Here is a 14,870-nt window from a genome sequence, read left to right on the forward strand (position 1 = left end):
TGGATGAAGGGCAGATCGGAACCGCCGCTACTTGCCCTTGAAGTTCGGCGCGCGCTTGTTGAGAAAGGCGTCCATGCCCTCGCGGAAATCCTCGCTCATGTAAGCGCGCAGGATCAGGTCCTCGCCTTCCTCGCGCGACAGCGTGCGGCGGATGCGGCGCACCGCTTCCTTGGTCACCTCCAGCGTGATCGGCGCATGGCCGGCGACGAGCTTTGCCGTCTCGAGGGCGCGGCGCTGCAAGGTCTCCACATCGGGGACGACTTCGTTCAACAGCCCGAGCGCCAGCGCTTCCGGCGCCTCGACCAGGCGGGCCTTGAAGATCAGGTCCTTGGTCCGCGCCGGGCCGATCAGCGACACCAGCCGCGAGATGTTGGACATCGAGAGACAGTTGCCGAGCGTGCGCGCGATCGGGAAGCCGATCCGCGTTGCCTCGGTGCCGATGCGGATGTCGCAGCATGCGGCGATGCCGGCGCCGCCGCCGGTGCAGGCGCCGGCAATCGCGGCGATCACAGGCACGCGGCACTGTTCGAGCGTTCCCAGCACGCGGTCGATCCGCGCCTCATAGTCCAGCGCATCCTGCGCGGTCTTGAACGCGCGGAACTGCGAGATGTCGGTGCCCGAGGCGAACGCCTTGTCGCCGGCGCCGGTCAGGATCAGCGCCTTGATGGCGTGATCCTGATTGATGCTCTCGCAGATCGAGGCCATCTGCTCATACATCGCAAAGGTCAGCGCATTGCGGGCCTGCGGCCGGTTGAACGTGATGCGCGCGATCCCGTCCTCGACGGAGTAGATCAGGTCTTCGGTCGAAGTGACGGGCGCGTTCATGTCTCGCTCTTTCTGTTGTTTGCGATTCGATTCTTAAGCGACGGCCTTGGACGCCTGCGACGCGTCGCGTCCCTTCAGGACTTCCATCGCCGCCAGCACGCCGCCGCCGCGATGCGGCACCTTGGCGAGATCGAGACCCATCTCGACGCCGGACAGCGTGCCCATCAGCATCAAATCGTTGAAGTGGCCGATGTGGCCGATCCGGAACACCTTGCCCTTGACCTTGTTGAGGCCGGTGCCGAGCGACATGTCGAAATTCTCCAGCACGACCTTGCGGAAATGGTCGGCGTCGTGGCCGTCGGGCAGGCGCACCGCGGTCAGCGCCGGCGAATGCGCGCCCTGCTCCTGGCACTGGGTCTCGAGGCCCCACACCTTGATCGCGGCGCGGGTCGCTTCGCTGTGGCGCTTGTGGCGGGCGAACACGTTCTCCAGCCCCTCCTCCTCCAGCATCTTGACGGCCTCGCGCAGGCCGAACAGCAGGTTGGTGGCGGGCGTGTACGGCCAGGTGCCGGCCTTGTTGATGTTGATGACTTCCTGCCAGTCCCAATAGGAGCGCATCCCCGGATTGGCCTTGGCCACCGCAAGCGCCTTCTCCGACACGGCGTTGAAGCCGAGGCCGGGCGGCAGCATCAGGCCCTTCTGCGAGCCCGCGATCGAGACGTCGATGCCCCAGGCGTCGTGCTCATATTCGAGCGAGCCGAGGCCGGAGATGGTGTCGACCATCAACAGCGCCGGATGCTTCAGCGTGTCGAGGATCTTGCGGACGTCGCGCGGGTAGGTGACGCAGGCGGTCGAGGTCTCATTGTGGACCACGCAGACCGCCTTGATCTTGTGCGCCTTGTCAGCCGCAAGCCTGGCCTCGATCTGCTCGAGGTCGGCGCCGTGGCGCCAGTCGCCTGCAATGAAGTCGACGTCGAGCTTGAACTTGTCGGCAATGCCGTGCCACAGCACCGCGAACTGGCCGGTCTCGCACATCAAGACCTTGTCGCCGGGCCGCAGCGTGTTGACGATCGCGGCTTCCCAGGCGCCGGTCCCCGACGACGGGTAGATGATCACGGGCTGCTTGGTGCGGAACACGCGCTGCATCGCCGACATCACGGCGAAGCCGATCTCGGCGAATTCGGCACCGCGATGGTCCATGGTCGGCATATCCATGGCCCGCAGCACCCGGTCCGGCACGTTGGTCGGTCCCGGAATCTGCAGAAAATGCCTTCCAGTATGCACGGTCATGAGCGTCTTTCCCGGTCTTGCCTTGGTCTTGGTAAGCCGCTCGCATATCACTATTCGCCGGGTTTGTCCTAGGCCCGGCGAAGGGCCGTCATGCATATCTGACGGCGCTCCGCCGGGGCCAAAAGCGCCCTCACTCGGCGGCCACGACCTTGCCCGGCGCCACCAGTTCGCCGGCCTCCTCGAACGGCCGCTCGGGGTGCATCAGAAATGCCGAGAAACCGCCGAGCAGCAGCAGGCCCATCGACATCAGGAACGGCAGGTACCAGTTCCCGGTGGCATCGATGACGAAGCCGGCAACCAGCGGCGAGACGATCGCCGCAAAGGCCGAGCCGGTGTTCATGATCCCGGCGGCGGTGCCGGAATATTTCGGTGCGATGTCCATCGGGATCGACCACATCGGACCGATCACGAGCTCGGCGCAGAAGAAGCCGGCCGACAGACACAGCGCGACCACCGTGATGTCGTGAACGAACAGGATCGGCATCAGCGACAGCAGCGCACCGGCGAAGCCTATGACCGTGACGCTGAGCCGCGCCAGCCGCACATTGCCCGTGCGCTCGAGGATGCGGTCGGAGATGACGCCGCCGATGCTGTCGCCGACGACGCCGGCAAAGAACACGCCGGATGCGAACAGCGCCGAGTTCTTCAGATCGAGGCTGTAGTTGTTCTTGAAGAACAGCGGCAGCCAGTTGAGGTAGAGCCACAGGCACCAGCCGTAGCAGAAATAGGTCAGGGTCACCGGCCACATCCGCTGCAACAAAGGTCCCCACGGCACTTTCGGCCGCTCGCCTTTCGGCCGCGGCGGCAACGTCGCAAGCTCGGCCGCAGTGATCGAGCCATGGTCCCGCGGCTCGTTGCGGAAGTACCAGACCCACGCGATGCCCCAGATCAGGCTGACAAACCCGAGCACGACGAACGCGCCGCGCCAGGTCAGCCAGAGGATCAAGAGCGCGACCACCGGCGGAGTGATGGCATTGCCGAGCCGCGCGAACGAATGCGTCAGGCCCTGCGCGAAGCCGCGACGGTTCGCCGGCGTCCAGTACTGCATCGCGCGCGTCGCGGTCGGGAACGTCGCGCCTTCGCCGAACCCCAACGCGAAGCGCGCAATGAACAGCGCGGCGAGACCATTGACGAAGCCGGTCATGATGGTCGCCGCCGCCCAGATCATGCCGCACCAGAACAGGGTCTGGCGCGGCCCGAAACGATCGCCGACCCAGCCGCCGATCACCTGGAACAGCAGATACGGATAGGCGAAGGCCGAGAACACCAGGCCAAGCTGGGTGTTCGACAGGCCGAGTTCCTTCTGGATCTCGCCGGCCGCGGTGCCGATGTTCACCCGGTCGACATAGGTGATGAAATACATCACGCAGAGCATGGCCAACACGACATGGGTGGCCTTGAACCGAAGCCTCATATCCCCTCCCTGGTCTGCGATTTTCTGGTGTTGGTGTCGCTAGGTGCCGACCACTTTCAGATGCGACGATGAATTGCGCTGATCGCGCTGCTCGAGCAGCTTCATCGCAACCGCGACGCCGCCCGCGCGGTGCGGCACGCCGGCGACCGACAGCCCCATCTCGACCCCGGTGAGCGCGCCGAGCAGCGTCAGCTCGTTGCACTCGCCGAGATGACCGATGCGAAACACCTTGCCGGCGACCTTCGACAGGCCTGACCCGAGCGACATGTTGAAATTGTCGAGCACGACCTTGCGGAACGCATCGGCATCATGGCCGGGCGGCATCAGCACCGCGGTCAGAACCGGCGAGAATTCCGACGGCTCCTGGCACAGCACCTCGAGCCCCCAATGATTGACGGCGGCACGCGTCGCGGCGGCGAGCCGCTGATGGCGGGCGAACACATTGTCGAGTCCCTCCTCCAGCAGCATCGCGATCGCCTCGCGCAGCCCGTAGAGCAGGTTCGTCGCCGGCGTATAGGGGAAGAAGCCCTTGGCGTTCGGCTTCAGCATTTCCTCCCAGTCGAAATAGGAGCGCGGCATCTTGTTGGTGCGCGACGCGGCGCGCGCCTTTTCCGAGATCGCATTGAAGCCGAGGCCGGGCGGAAGCATGAAACCCTTCTGCGAGCAGCTGACGCTGACATCGACCTTCCATTCGTCGTGCCGGTAGTCGACCGAACCCAGCGAGGAAATGGTGTCGACCATCAAGAGCGCCGGATGCGCGGCGCGGTCGATGGCGGCACGGATGTCCGCGATCCGGCTGGTCGCGCCGGTCGAGGTCTCATTGTGGACCACCATCACGGCTTTGATGCTGTGCGCGGTATCAGCGGCGAGCTTGGCTTCGATCTGGGCGGGATCGGCGCCGCGGCGCCAATCGCCCGCAACGAAGTCGACCTCGATGCCGAAACGGCCGGCCAGTTGCCGCCACAGGGTGGCGAAGTGGCCGGTCTCGACCATCAAAACCTTGTCGCCGGGCGACAGCGTGTTGACGATCGCGGCTTCCCAGGCACCGGTCCCCGACGACGGGAAGATCACCACCGGGCCTGTCGTCTGGAAGATCTTGCCGCTCCCCTCCAGCACGGCGCGGCCGAGCTCGCCGAACTCCGCGCTGCGGTGGTCGATAACAGGCATATCCATCGCGCGAAGAATGCGATCCGGGACCGGGCTCGGGCCCGGAATCTGCAGAAAATGGCGCCCTTGATGCATCAGACCCTCCCAATCGCCGGATTCCGGCTCTTCGAAGCGCCATTTTGCATTCATTTTTTGTCTTTTCAATCCAAATTTGGTATTCGATTGCGGACATCGACGCGGCCGCACCGGCAAATTATTGTTCAGAATATGAAATCCGCGATTCCCGAAACCGGGGTTCCGATCACCCCGCCCGCCGCCGGCAACGGCAGCGACCGCCAGGAGGCCTCGCTGCACGGCGAGGTCCTGCTGCGGCTCCGCGACTATGTGGTGGAAGGCAACATCCCCGAGGGCGCCCGCGTTCCGGAGCGACAGCTCTGCGAGATGCTGGGAATTTCCAGGACCCCGCTGCGCGAGGCGCTCAAGGTGCTGGCCGCCGAAGGCCTGATCGAGCTGCTGCCCAATCGTGGCGCGCGGGTGCGCCAGCTCAGCCAGCGCGACCTCGAGGAATTGTTCGACGTCATGGCCGGCCTCGAGAGCCTTGCCGGACGGCTGGCCTGCGAGGCCATTACCGACGAGGAAATCGCTGCGATCGAACGGCTGCACTACGAGATGTACGGCCACTATCTGCACCGCGACATGCACGGCTATTTCCAGATCAACCAGCAGATCCACGAGAGCATCGTCGCGGCTGCACGCAACGAGACGCTGAAGGCGACCTACGCCAACTTCGCGGGCCGGATCCGCCGGGTGCGCTATTCCGCCAATTTCGCCCGCAAGCGACAGCGCTGGGGCGAGGCGATGCGCGAGCACGAGGCGATCCTCGATGCGCTGCGCCGCCGCGCCGGCAGCGAACTCAGCGACATCCTGTTCCAGCACCTGCGCAACAAGCGATCCGCCGCGATCGATCACCTCGCGGAAGGGCCGGACACCGGGCTGGAGACGACGCCTCAGGGCGACTAAAGGGTGGCTTGAGGGCAGCCAGCCTTGCCCATTATGAATTCATAATGTAATTCTCAAGTCGATAGAATGCATAATCCATGAGCAGGCCATCAGCGCCATGGATCACATCGGATCTGGGATGAAGAACGCCTCCTCGCTCGAACAGCGCCTGCGGTCCGAACTGACCGGCGACGTCTTCTTCGATGCTTTCAACCGCGGCCGCTACGCGACTGATGCCTCGTTCTACCAGATCATGCCGGCCGGCGTGGTGGTGCCGCGGACCGTCGACGAGGCGCTGCGGACGCTCGCGATCGTGCGCGACGCCGGGCGGATCGTCACCCCGCGCGGCGGCGGCACCTCGCAATGCGGCCAGACCGTCAACGACGGCATCGTGGTCGACCTGTCCAGGCATCTGAACAAGATCGTCTCGCTCGACGTCGAGAACCGCACTTGCGTGGTCGAGCCCGGCATCGTGCTCGACGACCTTAACCGGCAACTGAAGAAGCATGGGCTGTGGTTTCCGGTCGACGTCTCGACCGCCTCGCGCGCCACGATCGGCGGCATGGCCGGCAACAATTCCTGCGGCGGCCGCTCGCTGCGCTACGGCACCATGCGCGACAACACGCTGTCGATGGATGCCGCGCTCGCCGACGGCACGCTGCTGCATTTCGGCGAGGTGCCGCGCGACCTGACGCGGATCAATGCATCCGACAGCGGATTGAAGCTGTTTCGCGACATGCTCGATCTCGGCGAGCGCGAGGCGCTCGAGATCGCGGACAAATTCCCCAAGGTGCAGCGCCGCGTCGGCGGCTATAACCTCGACGCGCTGGTGCCGCGCAACGCGCCGAACAATCTGGCCCATCTTTTGGTCGGCTCCGAGGGCACGCTCGCCTTCACGACGCAGGTCGAGCTGAAGTTGTGGCCTGTGATCCGCAACAAGGCGCTCGGCGTCTGCCATTTCGGCAGCTTCTACGAGGCGATGGACGCGGCCCAGCATCTGGTGAAGCTGCGGCCCATTGCCGTGGAGCTGGTCGATCGCACCATGATCGCGCTGGGGCGCGAGATCGCGATGTTCCAGCCGATCATTTCGGCCGCGGTGCGCGGCGATCCGGACGCGATCCTGGTGGTCGAGTTCGCGGAAGAGAACCAGGCCGACAATCTCGCCCGCCTGAAGCAGCTCGGCGAACTGATGGGCGACCTCGGCTTCGGCTGGGACAAGCCGCAGCGCAAATGGGGCGGTGTGGTCGAGATCGTCGAGCCCGCGCTGCAGACCGGTATCGCCGATTTCCGCGCCGCCGGCCTCAACGTCATGATGTCGATGAAGCAGGAGGGCAAGCCGGTCTCGTTCGTCGAGGATTGCGCGGTGCCGCTGCCGCACCTCGCCGACTACACCGAACGGCTCAATGCCGTGTTCGCCAGGCACGGCACCCGCGGCACGATGTACGCGCATGCCTCCGAAGGCTGCCTGCATGTGCGCCCGGTGCTCAATCTCAAGCTCGAGAAGGACGTCAAGGCAATGCGCGCCATTGCCGAGGAAGCCTTCGCGATGGTGCGCGAGTACAAGGGCTCGCATTCCGGCGAGCACGGCGACGGCCTGGTGCGCTCGGAATTCCACGAGACCATGTTCGGCGCCCGCATCGTCGCCGATTTCCGCGAGGTCAAGCAGCGCTTCGATCCGGCCAACACGCTCAACCCGGGCAAGATCGTCGATCCGCCCAGGATGGACGATCGCTCGCTGTTTCGTTTTGCGCCGGGCTATCGCGTCGGCGAGTTGAAGACCGTGCTCGACTGGTCGGCCTATCCCGGCGCCGGCGGCGGTTTCCAGGGCGCGGTCGAGATGTGCAACAACAACGGCGCCTGCCGCAAGCTCGAAGGCGGCGTGATGTGCCCGTCCTATCGAGCCACTCGCAACGAGAAGGACGTCACCCGCGGCCGCGCCAACACGCTGCGGCTCGCCATCTCAGGCCAGCTCGGACCGGATGCGCTTTCCTCCGACGAGATGATGGAGACGCTGAAGCTCTGCGTCTCCTGCAAGGCCTGCCGCCATGAATGCCCGACCGGCGTCGACATGGCCAAGATGAAGATCGAGGTGCTGGCCGCGCGCGCCGCAACGCACGGCCTGTCGCTGCGCGACCGGCTGGTCGGCTATCTGCCGCGCTATGTCGATCTCGCCTCGCGCTTTGCGCCGCTTGCGAACTGGCGCAACCGCAGCCCGCTGTTGCGCAGCCTGTTCGAAAAGCTCGCCGGCATCAGCGCCAAGCGCGCGCTGCCGGAATTTCGCAGCGACACGTTCCGGCCCGACGCCGAGGTGCTGGGTCCGGCTGGCGGCCGCGAGGTGGTGCTGTTCGCCGATACGTTCAACCGCGGCTACGAGCGCGAGAACCTCGACGCCGCGATCGAGGTCTTGATCGCCGGCGGCTATCGCGTGCATCTGCCGAAGCCATCGAACGGCGCCCGGCCGCCGTGCTGCGGTCGCACCTTCCTGTCGGCCGGGCTGGTCGAGCAGGCGCGCGCCGAGCTCGACCGGCTGGTTGCAACCTACGTGCCGTTCGCGGCGCGCGGCGTGCCGATCATCGGGCTGGAGCCGAGCTGCCTTCTGACCTTGCGCGATGAGCTGCTGTCGCTGCGCTCGGATGACGCCGCCAAGACCGTCAGCGCGCACGCCTTGCTGTTCGAGGAATTTCTGGCGCGCGAGGCCGAGGCCGGGCGTCTCGCTTTGCCGCTCGGCACTGTGGCCGGCAAGGCGGTCGTGCACGGTCATTGCCACCAAAAATCCTTCGGTGCGTTCAAGCCGGTGGAGAAGGTGCTGCGGCTGGTGCCGGGCCTCGACGTCAAGACCATCGAGTCGAGTTGCTGCGGCATGGCCGGCGCGTTCGGCTATGGCGCCGACACTTACCAGGCCTCGATCGAGATGGCCGAGCTGTCGCTACTGCCTGCGGTTCGCAGCGCGGACCAGGACACGCTGATCGTGGCCGACGGCACCTCGTGCCGGCACCAGATCAAGGACGGCAGCGGTCGCACGCCGCTGCATGTCGCCAGCGTATTGGCGATGAGCCTGAAACGTGCGAAGTCGAATTCCAGCAGATCATTACCGACAAAGGAAGAGGCCCATGGCTGAGCTCACTCTCGAAACCGCCCGCAAGATTCTGGACGTCGCGCTCGCCAAGGGCGTCGAGAAGAAGCTGAAGCCGCTGGTGGTCACGATCCTCGACGCGCGCGGCGCGGTGAAGGTGACTGCGGCGCAGGACGGCACCAGCCTGATGCGGGCCGAGATCGCCCACGGCAAGGCCTATGGCGCGCTGGCGCTCGGCATGGGATCGCGGGCGCTGTTCCAGCGCGCGCAGGAGCAGGCCTATTTCGTCGACGCCGTGAACACGCTGGCGCAGGGCCGGATGGTGCCGGTCCCCGGCGGCGTGCTGATCATGGACGGCACCACCCTGCTCGGCGCCGTCGGCGTCAGCGGCGACACATCGGACAATGACGAGATCTGCGCCGTGGCCGGCATCGAAGCCGCCGGCCTGAAGGCCAACGCGGGCTAGAACGGGATGAGTTTTTGGTCGACTCGGGTTCGCCGTGGCCTCAGTTCACCTCTCCCCGTCGGGGAGAGGTCGGCGCGCAGCGCCGGGTGAGGGCTCTTGCTCTCTCGATAGACCGTAACCCCTCACCCGATTTGCGACCAATAAACTTCGGAATATTAGAAATATACCCCTGAGTTGCCCGGCATGTCAAGTTGCCTTGTCTAACGCCGGCCGCCGCCCGCTCCTTTGCATGGGGTTGTTTTCGATATTTTGATACGGCGCCCGAGAGGATGTGAAGCTTTGTCCTCATCCACCGTTGTCGTCGCCCGGCTCGACCGGGCGACCCAGTACGCCGCGGCCTATCGGCTCAAGCACGACCGCCTCCGGAATACTGGATCACCCGCATGCGCGGGTGATGACACTGAGCAAGCCGATTCCGTCATCCTGAGCGGCCGCATGCAGGCGAGACGAAGCGGCACCGCGATGCCTCAGCGTCCCGTCCAGGTCGGCTTGCGCTTCTCGCCGAAAGCCTTGAGGCCTTCCTTGGCGTCCTCGGTCATCGCGAGCAGCGCGATCTGGCTTTCGGTGTAGGCGATGCTTTCGTCGAACGACATCGAGGCGATCGCGCGCATCGCGTATTTGCCGCGGCGGATCGCGGTCGGTGACTTGTCGACGATGCGGCCGATCAGCCAGTCGACCTTGGCGTCGAGCTCGGCCGCCGGCACGACGTAGTTGAGAAGGCCCGCCGCCTGGGCCGCCTTGGCGTCGAACGGCTCGCCGGTCAGCGCCCATTCGTTGACGAGGCGCGGCGGAGCGATCGATTGCAGCAGGCTCAGCACCTGCATCGGAAACACGCCGACCTTCACCTCGGGCAGACCGAAGATCACGCCGTCGGCGGCCACTGCCATGTCGGTCATGCACAACAGCCCCATGCCGCCTGCCATGCAGACGCCACCGACTCGCGCGATCGCGGGCTTTGTGGCGCTCTGCGACAGCCGCAGCAGGTCGGCGTAGTCGACATTCGGCCGCGAGAAATCCATCGAGAACGCCGCACCGCTGTTCTGCAGATCGGCGCCGGCGCAGAACGCCTTGTCGCCCGCGCCGGTCAGCACGATGACGCGCACGTCCTTGTCGTCATGCGCGTCGCGATAGCCCTTGGCGATGCCCGCGATCACGCCGGCATTGAGCGCGTTGCGCTTGTCCGGACGGTTGATGGTGATCCAGAACGCCTGCCCGCGCTTTTCCAAGAGAACGCTGTTGTCGGTCATGTTTCCTGCCTGTTTCTTGCCCGTGGGCTGTTGTCAGCCGACATTTGCGGCAGGATCGGCGCCGACTGCAAGCAGGATTATGCGGCGGCGGACGCCTTCCTGATCCAGACCTTGTTGTCGTGGAACGCGGCGCCGCCGAGCGGCGCGACGGCTTCCGCGCCGGTCAGCATGTTGATGCCGCGCCCGCCGATGTGGGACTTGTTCGGATGGATCGACTCGGCAATCAGCACGCCGCGGCGAACGCCGTCGAACAGCTTTGCGGTCAGCGTCGTCTCGCCGCGCATGTTGCCGAGCGTCACCGCGTCGCCGTCGGCGATCGAGAGCGTAGCCGCATCGTCGGGATGAATCATCACGGTCGGTGCCCCCTCGCGGGCCTGCGACGACGGCGTTTCGTTGAAGCTGGTGTTGAGGAAGCTGCGCGACGGTGACGTCGCGAGCCGGAACGGATGCTGCGCGTCGGCCTCCTCGATGATGGTCCAGTGGTCGGGCAGCGAGGGCATCTTGTCCCATGCGCCCATCAGTCCGCCGGTCCCGACCGGCACCTTGCCCCAGTCGACCTTGAAGTGGAACTTCTTGTCGGAATGGGCAAAGCCATCGAGGTAATGCGAGGTGCGGAAATCAGGCTGCAGGTCGCGCCACAGCTCCGCCTCGAGCGCATCGATATCGCCATGCCCGCTCTTCTTCAGCGTCGCATCGATGAGCTGGCGCGCCGTCATGTCGAAGCCGGGATGCACGGCATTGAGGCGGCGGCCGAGCCCCTGCATCACCTCGTGATTGGAACGGCACTCGCCGGGCGGATCGATCAGCTTCGGGCCGACCGAGATGTGCTGATGGCCGCCGCCGTAGTAGAGGTCGTCGTGCTCCATGAACATCGTCGCCGGCAGCACGATATCGGCCATCTGCGCCGTTTCGGTCATGAACTGCTCGTGCACCGCGACGAACAGATCCTCGCGCGCGAAGCCCTGCCGCACCAGCGCCTGCTCGGGCGCCACCGTCATCGGATTGGTGTTCTGGATCAGCATCGCCTTCACCGGCCCGCCGCCGCGCAGCGCCTCGGCATCACCGGTCAGGATGCGGCCGATCTGCGACTGATCGAGCACGCGCGTTGCGGGATCGATCGCGTCGTGACCTTCGATGATCGACTCGTCGAAGCGCCAGATCCCGGCATTGTTGAAGAACGCGCCGCCGCCCTCATATTGCCAGGCGCCGGTCACCGCGGGAATGCAGGTCGCCGCGTGCATCTGCGCCGCACCGTTGCGGCTGCGGGTAAAACCGTAACCGAGACGGAAGAACGTGCGCTTGGTCGTCCCGACCAGCCGCGCGAACGCCTCGATCTCCTCGACCGGCACGCCCGAGATCACCGATGCCCATTCCGGCGTGCGCGTCTTGAGATGCGCCTCCAGCTCGTCGGGGCAATCGGTGTAGCGCGCGAGATAGTCGCGATCGGCCAATCCCTCGCGGAACAGCACGTGCATCACCGCACACGCGAAGGCGCCATCGGTGCCCGGCCGCAGCAGGATCTTGATGTCGGCCTGCTTCATGGTCTCGTTGTTGTAGACGTCGACCGCCGCGATCTTCGCACCGCGCTCCTTCCGCGCCCGCGATGCGTGCGTCATCACGTTGACCTGGGTGTTCACCGGATTGGTGCCCCAGATCACCACGAGATCGGAGACGCCCATCTCGCGAGGATCGACGCCGGCGATCTTGCCGGTTCCGGCGGCGAAGCCGATGCGCGCGATGGTTGCGCAGATCGTGCCGTAGAAGCGCGAATATTTCTTCACATGCGACAGACGGTTGAGACCGTCGCGCATCACGAGCCCCATCGTGCCCGCATAGTAATAAGGCCAGACCGACTCGGCGCCGAACTCGCGCTCGGCCGCATCGAAACGCGCCGCGATCTCGTCCAGCGCCTCGTCCCAGGAAATCCGTGCGAACTGGCCGGAGCCCTTCGGCCCGGTCCGGCGCAGCGGATGCATCAGCCGTTCGGCGTGATGAATCCGCTCGGCATAACGCGCGACCTTGGCGCAGACCACGCCGGCCGTGTAGGTCTGCTGCTTGGAGCCGCGCACCCTGCCGATCGAACGTCCGTCGATGACTTCAACGTCCAGCGCACATGCCGAGGGGCAGTCGTGCGGACAGGTGGAATGGCGGACGTCGACCTTGGCATGCTGGTTCATGGCCAAATTGGTAACATCAAACGCCCGCTCCGCCGAGGGGCATTATTGACCCGGTCCGGGCGAAATCCGGGCATATGCCATGCGTCAAACGCCGAAATGCCCGGCTATCGGCCTCGCTCGTTGGTCAAACGCGGAAGATGCGGGTGTAGCGCGCCTTGATCGATTCCCCTTCCCGCTCCACCGCCGCGGGGTCGTCCTTCATCGTTTTGACGTCCTTCAGCGGCTTGCGCCCGGGCTTCTCCTGGGCCTGGGCATGGACCGACCTGAGGCCGCCGATCTCGACATTGAGCTGCTGCCCCTCGCGCCCGAGCGCGAATGACTGAAACAGTCTGGCGGCATTCGGATGCGGACAGTCCTTGAAGATCCCGTTCGGGCCAACGATGATCGGTGACCCTTCGGTGGCGTAGACCGGCTCGACCGGGCGGCCCATCTCCTTCAACTGAAAGATGTTGTACTCGTTACCGTCGGCCATGACCGCACGCTCGCCGAGGTCGAGCTTCTTCGGCGGATCGGTCGAGGACTGCACCTGCATGATGTTCTGCTTGGCGAGCTGCTCGAAGAAGCTCCAGCCGAGATCGCGCTGCATCTGGTAGGTCGCGGTCATGATGGTGCCGCTATAGCCGGGATGCGCCTTCACGATCTTGCCCTTCCACTTGGGATCGAGCAGATCGGCAAAGCTCTTCGGCGCCTCCTCGGCTTTCACGAGATTGGTGTTGTAGGCGATGATCGACAGCCAGACCCGGAAGCTTGCGAACTGTCCGTCGGCATCGCGATGCTCGTCCGGATAATACTTCGCGACCTCCTCGGGAACGTAGGGCGCCAGAATGCCGTCGCGCTTCCACACGATGAAATGCGCGGCGTCGGAGGAATTGACGACGTCGACGGCGTGAATGTTGCTGGAATATTCCTGGCCGACCCGCTGGAACACGCGCTCCGCGCCGGTGCGTTCGACACGCACGGTAATGTAAGGGTATTTCGCCTCGAACGCCTTCGCCAGCTTCTCCGCGACCGGCAGATCGGTCGAGGTGTAATAGACGACCTCGCCCTCCTTCTTCGCCGCCTCGATCAGCGCCGGCGTCACCGGTTCCGCGGGTGGCGCGGCGGCCATCACGCGTGTTGAAAGGGCGGCCCCCGCCAGCACGGCGCTGGTGCCCTTCAGCATATCGCGACGCGATAGCCCAGGATGGTTCCTCATATGATTCCCCGCACGCGGTGGCGAAGTTGAATACACCATCCCTACGCCCTTATTCCGATGCGCGAAGACGGTAACTGTCGTCGACAGATGCTTCAGGTTGCAGCTAGAGTTCTGACCAAGAAAGAAGACTAAAGTTGGGGGAGACGATCAATGGCGGGATTTCGGTGCGCCTTTGTATTTGTCGCTGTTTTGCTGACCGTATCGATCTCAGTCTCGCACGCGGGCGCCGAGGACTACCCCGCACGGCCGGTCAGGATCATCGTTCCCTTCGGCCCCGGCGGTCCGGCCGATGTCGTTGCGCGGCAGATCGGCAGCATCCTGCAGGAAAACCTCGGCCAGCCCTTCGTGGTCGAGAACCGGACCGGCGCCGGCGGCGTGATCGGCACCCTCGAGGTCGCGAAGGCGCCGGCCGATGGCTACACGCTTCTGATGATGTCGAACACCCAGACCGCGAACGAATCACTGGTGCCGCAGCGCAAATACGAGCTGATGCGCGACCTGGCGCCGGTCGCGTCCCTGAACACGTCGGACCTCGTGATCGTGGTCCACCCCGCGGTGCCGGCGAAGACGCTGCTGGAATTCATCGCACTCGCAAAGGCGCAACCCGGAAAGCTGAACTACGCTTCGTCAGGCCAGGGCACGCCGTATCACATGGCCGGCGAATTGTTCAAAGCCATGGCCGGGATCGACGTCGTGCATGTGCCCTATCGCAACAGTGGTGAAGCGCGCAGCGGCGTCATCGGCGGCCAGGTTCAGATGATGATCGATGCCGTACCGGCGATGGCACCGAATGTTGCCGAGAACCAGGTGCGCGCGCTCGCGACGACCGGCAAGACCCGCTCCGCAGTGCTGCCTAACGTTCCAACAGTGACCGAGGCCGGCGTTGCCGGCTATGAGGCCACGATCTGGCTCGGCCTGATGGCACCAATGGGTACGCCGAAGCCGATCATCGACAAGCTCAACGCGGCCGTGAACGCTGCGATCAAGCGGCCTGAGGTCGAGAAGCTCTGGGCCGCGCAGGGCGCGGTGCCCATGACAATGACGCCGGACGAATTCGACAAATTCCTGCGCGCCGATATCGTGAAGTGGGCAGACGTCGTCAAGAGGCTGGACAAGCCTCAATAACCAAGCAATGCG

The 14,870-nt window shown here is 65.1% G+C and carries 11 protein-coding genes; 4 read left to right on the forward strand and 7 right to left on the reverse strand.

Annotated elements, in window-relative coordinates:
• Window positions 1-27 precede the first annotated feature (27 nt).
• The 4 genes from BI327_RS06810 to BI327_RS06825 all read right to left on the reverse strand — a co-directional run bounded on the left by BI327_RS06810 (window position 28) and on the right by BI327_RS06825 (window position 4,711).
• Window positions 28-825, reverse strand: a complete 798-nt coding sequence (locus BI327_RS06810) for an enoyl-CoA hydratase/isomerase family protein (RefSeq protein ID WP_076858932.1) — start codon at window positions 823-825, stop codon at window positions 28-30.
• Between the two features lie 33 nt (window positions 826-858).
• A complete protein-coding gene (locus tag BI327_RS06815) occupies window positions 859-2,055 on the reverse strand; it encodes a pyridoxal-phosphate-dependent aminotransferase family protein (RefSeq protein WP_076858933.1) in 1,197 nt (398 codons plus the stop codon).
• Between the two features lie 130 nt (window positions 2,056-2,185).
• A complete protein-coding gene (locus BI327_RS06820; RefSeq protein ID WP_076858934.1) occupies window positions 2,186-3,469 on the reverse strand; it encodes an MFS transporter in 1,284 nt (427 codons plus the stop codon).
• Between the two features lie 39 nt (window positions 3,470-3,508).
• Window positions 3,509-4,711 carry a pyridoxal-phosphate-dependent aminotransferase family protein gene (locus tag BI327_RS06825; RefSeq protein ID WP_076859293.1) on the reverse strand — a complete coding sequence of 401 codons (1,203 nt, stop codon included), beginning with the start codon at window positions 4,709-4,711 and terminating at the stop codon, window positions 3,509-3,511.
• A gap of 132 nt (window positions 4,712-4,843) precedes the next feature.
• On the opposite strand from BI327_RS06825, the gene BI327_RS06830 reads away from it, so the two are divergent.
• The 3 genes from BI327_RS06830 (at window position 4,844) to BI327_RS06840 (ending at window position 9,114) form a co-directional block, all read left to right on the forward strand.
• On the forward strand, window positions 4,844-5,596 hold the full coding sequence (locus tag BI327_RS06830; protein ID WP_076858935.1) for a GntR family transcriptional regulator: 753 nt from the start codon (window positions 4,844-4,846) through the stop codon (window positions 5,594-5,596).
• Window positions 5,597-5,714: 118 nt separating this feature from the next.
• Window positions 5,715-8,693, forward strand: coding sequence for an FAD-binding and (Fe-S)-binding domain-containing protein (locus BI327_RS06835; RefSeq protein WP_076858936.1), 2,979 nt, complete (start codon window positions 5,715-5,717; stop codon window positions 8,691-8,693).
• Window positions 8,686-9,114 carry a GlcG/HbpS family heme-binding protein gene (locus BI327_RS06840; RefSeq protein WP_076858937.1) on the forward strand — a complete coding sequence of 143 codons (429 nt, stop codon included), beginning with the start codon at window positions 8,686-8,688 and terminating at the stop codon, window positions 9,112-9,114. Before BI327_RS06835 ends, BI327_RS06840 begins: the two co-directional genes overlap by 8 nt.
• Window positions 9,115-9,581: 467 nt before the next feature.
• Here BI327_RS06840 and BI327_RS06845 read toward each other — a convergent pair whose 3' ends face one another.
• The 3 genes from BI327_RS06845 to BI327_RS06855 all read right to left on the reverse strand — a co-directional run bounded on the left by BI327_RS06845 (window position 9,582) and on the right by BI327_RS06855 (window position 13,733).
• On the reverse strand, window positions 9,582-10,361 hold the full coding sequence (locus tag BI327_RS06845; RefSeq protein ID WP_076858938.1) for an enoyl-CoA hydratase/isomerase family protein: 780 nt from the start codon (window positions 10,359-10,361) through the stop codon (window positions 9,582-9,584).
• Between the two features lie 77 nt (window positions 10,362-10,438).
• Window positions 10,439-12,538 (reverse strand): molybdopterin oxidoreductase family protein, encoded by a 2,100-nt coding sequence (locus BI327_RS06850; RefSeq protein WP_076858939.1) that lies wholly within the window; start codon window positions 12,536-12,538, stop codon window positions 10,439-10,441.
• A gap of 124 nt (window positions 12,539-12,662) precedes the next feature.
• Entirely contained in the window at window positions 12,663-13,733 is a 1,071-nt protein-coding gene (locus tag BI327_RS06855; protein WP_245334728.1) for an ABC transporter substrate-binding protein, read from the reverse strand.
• Between the two features lie 150 nt (window positions 13,734-13,883).
• Between BI327_RS06855 and BI327_RS06860 the strand changes: the two genes are divergently transcribed.
• The gene (locus BI327_RS06860; RefSeq protein ID WP_076858941.1) at window positions 13,884-14,858 is read left to right on the forward strand and encodes a Bug family tripartite tricarboxylate transporter substrate binding protein; all 975 of its coding nucleotides are present in this window, start codon (window positions 13,884-13,886) and stop codon (window positions 14,856-14,858) included.
• The last annotated feature ends 12 nt before the right edge of the window (window positions 14,859-14,870 follow it).

Source organism: Bradyrhizobium mercantei, from assembly GCF_001982635.1.
Lineage (GTDB): Bacteria > Pseudomonadota > Alphaproteobacteria > Rhizobiales > Xanthobacteraceae > Bradyrhizobium > Bradyrhizobium mercantei.

Excerpts from the sequence above, each read along its gene's own strand:
- BI327_RS06845 (WP_076858938.1), bottom strand. The coding sequence starts at position 10,361 with ATGACCGACAACAGCGTTCTCTTGGAAAAGCGCGGGCAGGCGTTCTGG.
- BI327_RS06830 (WP_076858935.1), top strand. The coding sequence starts at position 4,844 with ATGAAATCCGCGATTCCCGAAACCGGGGTTCCGATCACCCCGCCCGCC.
- BI327_RS06840 (WP_076858937.1), top strand. The coding sequence starts at position 8,686 with ATGGCTGAGCTCACTCTCGAAACCGCCCGCAAGATTCTGGACGTCGCG.
- BI327_RS06815 (WP_076858933.1), bottom strand. The coding sequence starts at position 2,055 with ATGACCGTGCATACTGGAAGGCATTTTCTGCAGATTCCGGGACCGACC.
- BI327_RS06850 (WP_076858939.1), bottom strand. The coding sequence starts at position 12,538 with ATGAACCAGCATGCCAAGGTCGACGTCCGCCATTCCACCTGTCCGCAC.
- BI327_RS06825 (WP_076859293.1), bottom strand. The coding sequence starts at position 4,711 with ATGCATCAAGGGCGCCATTTTCTGCAGATTCCGGGCCCGAGCCCGGTC.
- BI327_RS06835 (WP_076858936.1), top strand. The coding sequence starts at position 5,715 with ATGAAGAACGCCTCCTCGCTCGAACAGCGCCTGCGGTCCGAACTGACC.
- BI327_RS06855 (WP_245334728.1), bottom strand. The coding sequence starts at position 13,733 with ATGAGGAACCATCCTGGGCTATCGCGTCGCGATATGCTGAAGGGCACC.
- BI327_RS06860 (WP_076858941.1), top strand. The coding sequence starts at position 13,884 with ATGGCGGGATTTCGGTGCGCCTTTGTATTTGTCGCTGTTTTGCTGACC.
- BI327_RS06810 (WP_076858932.1), bottom strand. The coding sequence starts at position 825 with ATGAACGCGCCCGTCACTTCGACCGAAGACCTGATCTACTCCGTCGAG.
- BI327_RS06820 (WP_076858934.1), bottom strand. The coding sequence starts at position 3,469 with ATGAGGCTTCGGTTCAAGGCCACCCATGTCGTGTTGGCCATGCTCTGC.